Origin of the sequence: Streptosporangium sp. NPDC001681 (genome assembly GCF_040298085.1) — a bacterium.
GTDB lineage: Bacteria > Actinomycetota > Actinomycetes > Streptosporangiales > Streptosporangiaceae > Streptosporangium.
This window is the reverse complement of record NZ_JBEOZN010000056.1, coordinates 50,886-59,380: the sequence shown is the minus strand read 5'-3', so window position 1 is coordinate 59,380 and position 8,495 is coordinate 50,886. Positions and strand designations below refer to the sequence as shown.

Sequence of the window (8,495 nt, the reverse complement as noted above, 5' to 3'; positions counted from 1 at the left end):
GTCGCGGGCCGGGGCTGCTCGCCTTCTCCGTTCGGGGACACCGCTCAGAAACGGCCCCAGTCGTCGGCGGCGGCGCGCCAGACGTCGATGTTGCGCGGGTCGACGGCCATCCTGCGCGGCCGGTGCGTCTCGTGCTCCTCGGGGGTGAAGACCCGGTGGCCGTCGCACAGCTCGTACCTGGGCCCGTGCTTGGGTTCGAACATGTAGAAGGCGATCGAGGTCGACGCGGAGTGGTTGACCATGTCGGACGCGATCGGCACCCCCTTGTACAGGGCGCGTGCCCTGCCGCGCATGACGTGGTCGAGGCTCTTCATCATGAAGCACAGGTGGGCGACGTAGTACTCGTTGTTGCGCTGCAGGGCCAGGCTGTGGTGGTAACGGTCCTCGGCCCGCAGGAACACGGTGCCGTCCCCGACGTAGTCGGAGGCCATGAAGCCGAGCACCCCGGTGTAGAAGGCCAGGGACTCGTCGTACTTGTCGGTGGCGATGAAGGGGTGCACGAGGTCGAGCGGGCGCAGCTCGATGACGGGCGCCTCGGCGTACTCCTGGAACTCGGTGAACAGCTCCACGATCAGCCCGTTCGGGTCGCTCACGCCGAAGCCGCGCTGGCACAGGCCCTTCATCCTGTCCTGCAGGGGCAGCACCTCCAGCCCCGCCGCGAGCACCCTCTCCCTCAGGTCGTCGAGGACCTCGTCGGACTCCACGCTGAAGCCGATCGCGACCGTGTGCGACGTCTCCCTGCCGGGCTCGTGGAGCAGTTCAACACAGTGGTGCTCGATGTCGGCGCGCAGGTAGGCGTACTCGTCGTCGTGCTGTTCGAGCTGGAGACCCACGTGATACTGGAGGAACTCAATGGTCGCTGCCATATCCGGCACCGCGATCCGGGCGTACTCCATCCCGTACGGTGCCCGGGGACGGGCGTCAGCTGTCATGGTGCCTTCCTCATTCCTTCTTGGTTCTTCGTGACGTGCTCGTCGTGTGGTGCCGGTCGGCGCGGGCGTCGCGGCGGGATCAGCAGTGCAGGCTGACGATGGCCTGCCGCTCGATCACCGGCCGCCAGCGCAGCCGCACGAACTCCTCGTGCGAGGAGCTGTGCAGGTAGTCCAGCAACTCCTGCTCGGAGTCGAACCCGACGACGAAGCCGTGCGTCATGCTCGTGTCGCGCGTGCTGACGTTGGGACCGCAGGCCCAGTCGCGCATGGCCGGGTACCTGCTCGGGAACGTCTCCAGCTCCGCCAGGACCGCCGCCACCGTCTCGGCCGGTACGTCCTCCTTGAAGCGGAAGACCAGCATGTGCTTGATCATCAGAGGATGAAGCTCAGCCGTGCGCCCGCGTCCATGGCCTCCATGGTGGGAATCGACCTGCGGAGCCTGAAGCGGAGCCCCTCGTCCTCGATCAGCAGGACATGCTCGTAGCGGCCCACGTAGCTGTAGGTCCCGCCGTCGCGGTAGCGGTGGACGATGAAGTTGGCACTCACCCAGACCGTCTTGTCGCCCTGTTCCAGGATGAGCACGTTGGAGATCATCCGATGGGTCCTGGAGTGCGGGTTCTCCGCGTGCGCCTTACGGCTCTTGAGCCGCTTCACCCTGGCCTTGATGAGATCGTAGTCGTCACACATGAAGGAGCCGGCCTCCGAGCTGTCCCAGCCCTTCCAGTCGGTGGTGGCGACCTCCAGCCGTCCGCCCTCCTCGAAGAGGGTGAACCACTCGTCGAGGCGCCACTCGTCGAGCAGCGACGCCTCGCGATAGAGAAAGTCCTCCACCTCGTGCCGGGTGATGGTCCTGCCGCCCACGGCGCTCTCCTTACTCTTCTTACCGTCCATCGACTCGGTCCCGGCCCGCTCAGTCCCGGCCCACGACGGTGGCCCAGTGGCGCCAGAAGCTGCGCATCGCGCCCTCGTCGATGGAACGGCCCTGGTTGCCCTTTTTCTCGTTGGCCATGCCGCGCGACATGTCACTCCAGTCGAAGGCGGGGTCCGCCGCGTTCGCGGTCGCCTCGATCCCGCGCTGCACCGCCTCGTACGCCTCGATGTCGTCCGGCGTCGCGAGGCCGCCGGGACCGACGAAGCTGACCATCGTCTTGATCCGCAGCGCCCGCACCTCGGCGGGTTCGTCCGCCTCGACGAACTGCCAGGCCCGCACGCTGGTCTGGCCGGCGGAGACCGGATCGATCTGGCGGATGGTCAGCGCCTCCAGGTCGAACAGGAGCAGGTTGGGGAAGACGAAGAGGATACGACTGGCGTCGGCGACCTCCTTGGCCAGCTCGGGGCCGAGCCGGTCCTCCATCTCCTGGCGCTTGAGAGCCGTCCGCTCCTTCTCCGCCTCGCCGAACCTCGGCTCCCAGACCATGCCGATCCGCCCGTTGTGGCCGGTCAGGATGAGCAGTCCGTGGCCGCCGCCGAGGTCGTAGGCGTACTGGTCGTCGTCGGTGACGGCGAAGCCGGTCTCGCGCAGGTAGCCCACGAAGGTGTTGTGGGTGGGCGCGAAGTGGTAGCCGTCCATCGCGTTCTCGACCGCGAGCTTCCAGTTGCCCTTGACCGAGTACAGCTGCACCCCGGGCACGGTCTCCATGCCCGCGGGACCGATCTTCGCGGTCAGCGACATGTAGTGGGCGGCCTTGCCGAGGTGGGTCATCAGGTCGGGCACGTCCGGGTCGAAGGCGATGAACACGAAGCCCTCGTGGCTCTGGATCCTGGGCACCGAGCGCAGCTTCATCGCCTCGCGGAACTCCGGCACGTCGACGTACGCGTCGTCGCCGGGCAGCGCCGAGAGATCACCCGAGTTGCTGAACACCCATGCGTGGTAGAAGCACTGGAAGAACTTGGTGTTGCCCTCGCTGTGCCGGCAGAGCACGGTGCCCCGGTGGGTGCAGGCGTTGAGGAAGACCTGAACCTCGCCGGAGGAGTCGCGGCAGAAGATCAGCGGACGCCCGCCGAGAGTCCTCGTCTTGAAGTCACCCGGCTTGGGGATCTCCGTCTCGTGGCCGAGGTAGAGCCAGGTGTGCCCCCAGATCCGGGAGATCTCCGCTTGGAAGACCTCTTCTGACCGGTAGGCGGACCTGTGCACCTTGAACGACAACGCCTCCCCATCCTCCTTCACGAGGGAGGAGATCGGATATCCCTGTGTCAGCTGCGTCATCGCGGCGCCTGGCCTTCCTACGGACTTTGAACGAGAATTCGAGATGCCATCTCGCTATGTGATGCTGCTACCACGCCATCCCGGTGTCAAGTGCCAGTCTTCGCATCGAAATCTTCGGTTACTCCCCGTTAACGGCGACGCAACACTTGTCGAGTTTTCTCAGCCGGTGACAGCGACGTATCCCCCGTGGAGGGACAATGCTCCAGCCGAAGACCGGCCGCATCGATGGTTCCCACTACCTCCCCACCAGCCCGGACACCAGCCTCTGGGGCCTGTTGCCCAATCGCGACCACCAGCACGTGCTCCGTGTCGAGTCCGGCGACACCGTCACCATCGATACTCTCAGTCACGAGGGAATCCTGGAGGACCAGGGTCGTGACCCGGTCTCCTACCTCGCCGGGTTCGGCGTCGGCGCCGACCAGGTGCTCACCGACGCACGCGACCTGGCCGCCTCCGACGTCGCCCACGACTACGACACCGACGGCCCGCACGTGGTGACGGGGCCGATCTCCGTCGCCGGGGCCCAACCCGGCGACGTGCTCAAGGTGGACGTGCTCAGCCTGCTGATCCGGGCGCCGTACGGGTTCATCAGCAGCAGGCACGGCTACGGCGCGCTCCCCGGGGAGTTCCCCGAGACCGCCGCCGACACCGGCCTGCTCGCGGACGGCGCGCGGGAGTACAACAGCGTCTGCGTCTTCACCGAGGTGGTCGAGGAGGCCGGGCGCCTGCACGGCGTCATCCCGTTCGGCGAGGGGCGGGCGGCGCGCTTCCCGCTCGCGCCGTTCCTGGGCCTGATGGGGGTGGCGGTCGACACCGGCGACCAGGTCCACTCGGTGCCGCCCGGCTCCTTCGGCGGGAACCTCGACATCAACGAGCTGCGGGTCGGGTCCAGCCTCTACCTGCCGGTACAGGTCCCGGGTGCCGGGTTCTACGCGGGCGACCCGCACTACGCCCAGGGCGACGGCGAGGTCGCCCTGACCGCGCTTGAGGCACCGCTGCGCGCCACGCTGCGCCTGTCGGTGATCCCCGCCAAGGAGGCCGGCCCGCTCCTTGGCACGCTCGGTGAGCCGTTCGCCGAGACCTCGACCCACTGGCTCCCCGTCGGCCTGCACACAGACCTCAACGAGGCCATGCGGCGTGCCGTACGGGCAGCCGTGACGTTCCTCGAACTCACCCAGGGCATGGAACGCTCAAAGGCGCTCGCCTACCTCAGCGCGGCGGCCGACTTCGAGGTCAGCCAGGTCGTCGACCAGGTCAAGGGGGTGCACTGCCTGATCAGGAAGGCCGACTTCGGACGGTAACCACCGGGCCGCCCGGGATGCTAGCTCCCGGGCAGCCAGACGGAGTCGCCGAAGTCCGCCCGCGGGGGGCTGAACACGTCGACGTTGACGCACGGCCCCTCGGTGGGCTCGACGTAGTGCTCGGCCCCTCGGGGGACCAGCATCATCGAGCCCGCGGACATCTCGTGCGGCACGCCGTCGACGTAGTAGTTGCACCTGCCCTGCAGGATCAGTACGAGCTGATCGAAGTCGTCGTGCTTGTGCGGGTTGAGCGTCATGCCGACGGCCAGTTCGTGCCAGGCGAGCATGGTCTCGTCAGTGGAGTACACCTTGCGCCGGACACCCGGCCGGATCTCGGTCGCGGGGATGTCGTCCCAGTTGACGGCGGTGGCGTACAGCCGCTGGTTGAACACAGGCATTCCTTTCATTGATCCCACTTGTCCATCACCTCGCGCAGGGCCGAACCGAGGAGTTGCAGGTCCGAGCCGACGATGAGGTAACGCGCGGCGCCGAGGCCGCTCCCGGCGGCCAGCTCGGCGTCCGCACGGGCGAGCCAGCCGCCCGATGCCACCCCGACGGAACGGGCCGCGTCGACGATCTCCCCCACCCGCGCGAGCAGTACCTCCGCACCGGGGAGGCCCAGGCTGACGGCCAGGTCGGTGGTACCGACGAAGGCCACGTCCAGGCCGTCCAACAGCTCCGGCAGCGGGTCACAGGTGGTGGCGGTCTCGATCTGCCCGACGAGCAGCGGCGGCTCCGCCGCCTCCGCCGCCAGGTACGCCGCCAGGTCCACGGCGCCGAAGCCGGCGGTCGGGTGGGAGAGGCTGATGCTCCGCCGCCCATGGGGGGCGTAGCGGGCCGCGGCGACCAGGGCGGCGCTCTCGGCGGCGGCGGTCAGCGTCGAGAGCTGCACGCCCGCCGCGCCCGCCTCCAGCACCCTGTTGATCAGCGGCGGATCCACGACGGGCACCCGGACCAGGGCCGGGATGCCCGTCGCGGCGGCATGCCGCACCAGGGAGATCACCGTCTCCGCCGACAGCGAGGAGTGCTCCAGGTCGACGACGACGAAGTCGAACCCGGCCTGCCGGGCGAGATCCACGGAGTCGACGGTGGGCAGCTTGACGAACGTGCCGACGACCCGGCCTCCACCGGCCAGCGCGGTCCGCAGCCTCCGTCTCGCCTCGACGACCGGTGTCACCGGCCGGTGCCCAGGCCGCGCCAGGGCGTCGTCTCCACCCGCTGCCCGCCGTGCAGGACGAGGGCTGGCTCCAGCCTGGGTGCCACGATCGAGTTGCCCGCCGCGTCGGGCAGGGTCGTCTCCTCGGTGTCCTCCAGCACCGTGACGTGGGCGGGACCGCCCTCGACGAGGGTGCCGTATCCCTCGGTGTCCAGGCCGAGCCGCCGGGCGGGGGCGATGGTCATCCGCGGCACGATCTCGTCCATGGTCATGCCGAGCGCCCGCAGCTTGGCGGCGCTGGTGATCAGGTCGAAGACCGGCCCGCGCCAGTTCCTGGCGCTGGTGTCGGAGGTGAGCAGGTCGGGCAGGAAGCCCTCGGCGATCGCCTTCCTGGCGACCTCGAAGCTGAGATTGCTCTTGCCGTGGGCGCTGTCGAAGAGGACCCCGCGAGCCCGCGCGTCGAGCACCGCGGGAATGACCTTGTCGTCGTCGAGGATGCCGTGCGGCTTGCCGGTGTAGCAGTGCGCGACGATGTCCCCCGGGCGGAGCATCCCCAGAACCTCGGGCAGCGGCTCCTCGGTCTCCCCGATGTGGACCATGAGGGGCAGACCCGCGTCGGCGGCCAACGCGAGGGAGCTCTTGAGCAGCGAGCGCCAGGCCGAGCCGACCACGTCCTCGGAGAGACGGATCTTGAAGCCGCGGACCACGTCCGGGTTGTCCCGCGCCACGGCCAGCGCGTCCTCGGCGACCAGCGTGTCCGGGTTGAGCAGCTCACCGAAACGGAAGTCGATCAGCCCGAGCACCGAGACGTTGAGGAAGTTGACCAGGCGCATCTCGGCGGGCCGGACCACGAATTCGCGGAAGGCGGCGAAGGTCGAGGCGCCGACCGTACCGGCGTCGGCGGCGGCGACCACTCCCCGGCGCAGATGGGCCTCGTCCGGCGGCGCCCCCACCTTCGAGACGTTCTCGAAGACATGGGTGTGCCCCTCGACCAGGCCCGGCATGACCCACTTGCCCGCGCAGTCGACGACCTCCCTGGCCTGCGCGGCGAGCGAGGGCGCGATGCGCGCGACGCGGCCGTCGGTCACGGCCACGTCGGTGACCGCGTGAGTGCCCGCCACGGGGTCGAAGACGGTGCCGCCGGACAGAACAAGGTCGAACGAAATCTCGGTCATCTCATATCTCTCATCTCGGGGAACTGCGAAGGCTCTGGAAAGGGGGAACTCAGCGGTACCGGGTGCGCAGCGGCAGCACGCCGGCGACGGACACCTCCACCTCGTCACCGGGACGCAGGAAGACCCCGCGGTCCTGGCCCGTGCCCGCCGGGGTACCGGTCAGCACGACGTCGCCGGGTCGCAGCGCGGCGAAGTGGGAGATCCTGGAGATCAGCTCGGGCACGGCGAAGATCAGTTCCGCCGTGCTGGAGTCCTGCCGGACCGTTCCGTTCACACTGGTCCTGACAGTGATCTTCTCGGGGTCGTCGACCGCCGAGAGTTCGAGCACCGAGGCACCGAGCGCGCCGAAGCCGGGGAAGCTCTTGGCCAGGGTGGGGGTCGCGGTGGCGACCATGACGTCACGCGCGGTCATGTCGTTGGCCGCCGTGATGCCGGCGATGTGCCTCCACACCTCACCGGGCGGGGTGCGGTGCATCGGCCGCCCGATCACGAAGGCGACCTCGCCCTCGTAGTCCACCTGGCTGGAACGGTCCTGTGGCAGCGTCACCTCCGCTCCCGGCGCGGACACCGCCGAGGGCGACCGGAGGAAGAGGATGGGTTCCGAGGGGACGGCCCGCCCGGTCAGCCGTGCCTTCGACAGGTAGTTCAGCCCCACACCCCAGATGGCCCCGGTGCCGCCCAGCGGGGCCAGGAGCTCCCCCGGCTCGATCCGGCCCCGCTCCCGCGCGGCGTGCGCGGGGGCGAAGCCCTCACCCGCCGCGAGCAGCTCCGCCACATCGGCGAAGGGCAGGTCCAGCAGGACGGCGCCGTCACCGTCGAGGCCGGCGTCGAGACGTGCCAGGCCCTGCGGCGTCGCGATCAGGTTCACGACTTCTCCCCGGAGAGTGAGGTACGGCGGTCGGAGGCCATGACCAGCCCGAAGACCTCGGCGCGCAGCTCGCCGAAGAGCGGGACCTGTTTGGTGTCGATCTGGTGGCGGGGGCGGTCGAGCTCGACGGTGATGTCCTCCACCACGACAGACGGCCCCTGGGAGAGCACCACGACCCGGTCCGACAGGTACACCGCCTCGTCGATGTCGTGCGTCACGAACAGGATGGTCGTCCCCGTCTCCGCCCAGATCTCCAGGAGCAGGTCCTCAAGGTTCGCCCGGGTCTGGGCGTCCACCGAGGCGAACGGCTCGTCCATGATGAGCATCTCCGGCTCCACGGCCAGCCCACGCGCGATCGCCACCCTCTGCTGCATCCCACCGGACAGCTGCCAGGGATACAGCCCTGCCGCGTGGCCGAGGTCGACCATCTCCAGCGCGCGCTCGACCCTCCGCTGGATGTCGGCGCGCGGGATGCCGCGGTCCCGGAGCGGCAGGGCGACGTTCTTCTCCACGTTCAGCCAGGGGAACAGCGAGCGGCTGTAGTCCTGGAAGACGACCGCGACGCCCTCCTGCGGGCCGGTCATCGCCTGCCCGCGGAAGGTCAGCGATCCGCCGGTGACCGGGAGCAGTCCGGCGATGCACATCATCAGCGTCGTCTTGCCGCATCCGGACGGCCCCACCACGGAGACGAACTCCCCCCGCGAGACGGAGAAGTCGATGCTCCGGACGGCGAGCACGTCACCCTGTCTCGACCGGTACGACTTGGTCACCCCGCGTGCTTCGAGGATCGGCTCGGCGAGCCCGGCGGCGCGACCGGGTCCCCCGCTGGTCTTGGTTGCTCCCACGGGAGACGTCCC

At 69.1% G+C, this 8,495-nt stretch carries 10 protein-coding genes; 1 reads left to right on the top strand and 9 read right to left on the bottom strand.

Annotated elements, in window-relative coordinates:
- Positions 1–44 precede the first annotated feature (44 nt).
- The 4 genes from ABT130_RS24780 to ABT130_RS24765 all read right to left on the bottom strand — a co-directional run bounded on the left by ABT130_RS24780 (position 45) and on the right by ABT130_RS24765 (position 3,138).
- Complete coding sequence (locus tag ABT130_RS24780) at positions 45–932, bottom strand: VOC family protein (RefSeq protein ID WP_350930239.1); 888 nt, start codon at positions 930–932, stop codon at positions 45–47.
- 79 nt (positions 933–1,011) lie between these two features.
- Positions 1,012–1,305 carry a Dabb family protein gene (locus ABT130_RS24775; protein ID WP_030916912.1) on the bottom strand — a complete coding sequence of 98 codons (294 nt, stop codon included), beginning with the start codon at positions 1,303–1,305 and terminating at the stop codon, positions 1,012–1,014.
- Positions 1,305–1,823 (bottom strand): aromatic-ring-hydroxylating dioxygenase subunit beta, encoded by a 519-nt coding sequence (locus ABT130_RS24770; RefSeq protein ID WP_350959005.1) that lies wholly within the window; start codon positions 1,821–1,823, stop codon positions 1,305–1,307. Before ABT130_RS24770 ends, ABT130_RS24775 begins: the two co-directional genes overlap by 1 nt.
- Before the next feature lie 19 nt (positions 1,824–1,842).
- Positions 1,843–3,138, bottom strand: a complete 1,296-nt coding sequence (locus ABT130_RS24765) for an aromatic ring-hydroxylating oxygenase subunit alpha (protein ID WP_350959002.1) — start codon at positions 3,136–3,138, stop codon at positions 1,843–1,845.
- Between the two features lie 197 nt (positions 3,139–3,335).
- On the opposite strand from ABT130_RS24765, the gene ABT130_RS24760 reads away from it, so the two are divergent.
- Positions 3,336–4,439 (top strand): acetamidase/formamidase family protein, encoded by a 1,104-nt coding sequence (locus ABT130_RS24760; protein ID WP_350959000.1) that lies wholly within the window; start codon positions 3,336–3,338, stop codon positions 4,437–4,439.
- Positions 4,440–4,459: 20 nt separating this feature from the next.
- Here ABT130_RS24760 and ABT130_RS24755 read toward each other — a convergent pair whose 3' ends face one another.
- Genes ABT130_RS24755 through ABT130_RS24735 form a run of 5 tightly spaced genes read right to left on the bottom strand, consistent with a single transcriptional unit; the run spans position 4,460 to position 8,483 of the window.
- The gene (locus tag ABT130_RS24755; protein WP_343961829.1) at positions 4,460–4,831 is read right to left on the bottom strand and encodes a cupin domain-containing protein; all 372 of its coding nucleotides are present in this window, start codon (positions 4,829–4,831) and stop codon (positions 4,460–4,462) included.
- An 11-nt stretch (positions 4,832–4,842) separates the two neighbouring features.
- The gene (locus tag ABT130_RS24750) at positions 4,843–5,616 is read right to left on the bottom strand and encodes an aldolase/citrate lyase family protein (RefSeq protein WP_350958997.1); all 774 of its coding nucleotides are present in this window, start codon (positions 5,614–5,616) and stop codon (positions 4,843–4,845) included.
- Entirely contained in the window at positions 5,613–6,770 is a 1,158-nt protein-coding gene (locus tag ABT130_RS24745) for a hypothetical protein (RefSeq protein ID WP_350930245.1), read from the bottom strand. Before ABT130_RS24745 ends, ABT130_RS24750 begins: the two co-directional genes overlap by 4 nt.
- Before the next feature lie 49 nt (positions 6,771–6,819).
- A complete protein-coding gene (locus tag ABT130_RS24740; protein ID WP_350930246.1) occupies positions 6,820–7,638 on the bottom strand; it encodes a fumarylacetoacetate hydrolase family protein in 819 nt (272 codons plus the stop codon).
- Entirely contained in the window at positions 7,635–8,483 is an 849-nt protein-coding gene (locus tag ABT130_RS24735) for an ABC transporter ATP-binding protein (protein WP_350930247.1), read from the bottom strand. The genes ABT130_RS24740 and ABT130_RS24735 overlap by 4 nt, the downstream gene beginning before the upstream one ends.
- Between the last annotated feature and the right edge of the window lie 12 nt (positions 8,484–8,495).

Excerpts from the sequence above, each read along its gene's own strand:
- ABT130_RS24765 (WP_350959002.1), bottom strand. The coding sequence starts at position 3,138 with ATGACGCAGCTGACACAGGGATATCCGATCTCCTCCCTCGTGAAGGAG.
- ABT130_RS24775 (WP_030916912.1), bottom strand. The coding sequence starts at position 1,305 with ATGATCAAGCACATGCTGGTCTTCCGCTTCAAGGAGGACGTACCGGCC.
- ABT130_RS24780 (WP_350930239.1), bottom strand. The coding sequence starts at position 932 with ATGACAGCTGACGCCCGTCCCCGGGCACCGTACGGGATGGAGTACGCC.
- ABT130_RS24770 (WP_350959005.1), bottom strand. The coding sequence starts at position 1,823 with ATGGACGGTAAGAAGAGTAAGGAGAGCGCCGTGGGCGGCAGGACCATC.
- ABT130_RS24745 (WP_350930245.1), bottom strand. The coding sequence starts at position 6,770 with ATGACCGAGATTTCGTTCGACCTTGTTCTGTCCGGCGGCACCGTCTTC.
- ABT130_RS24760 (WP_350959000.1), top strand. The coding sequence starts at position 3,336 with ATGCTCCAGCCGAAGACCGGCCGCATCGATGGTTCCCACTACCTCCCC.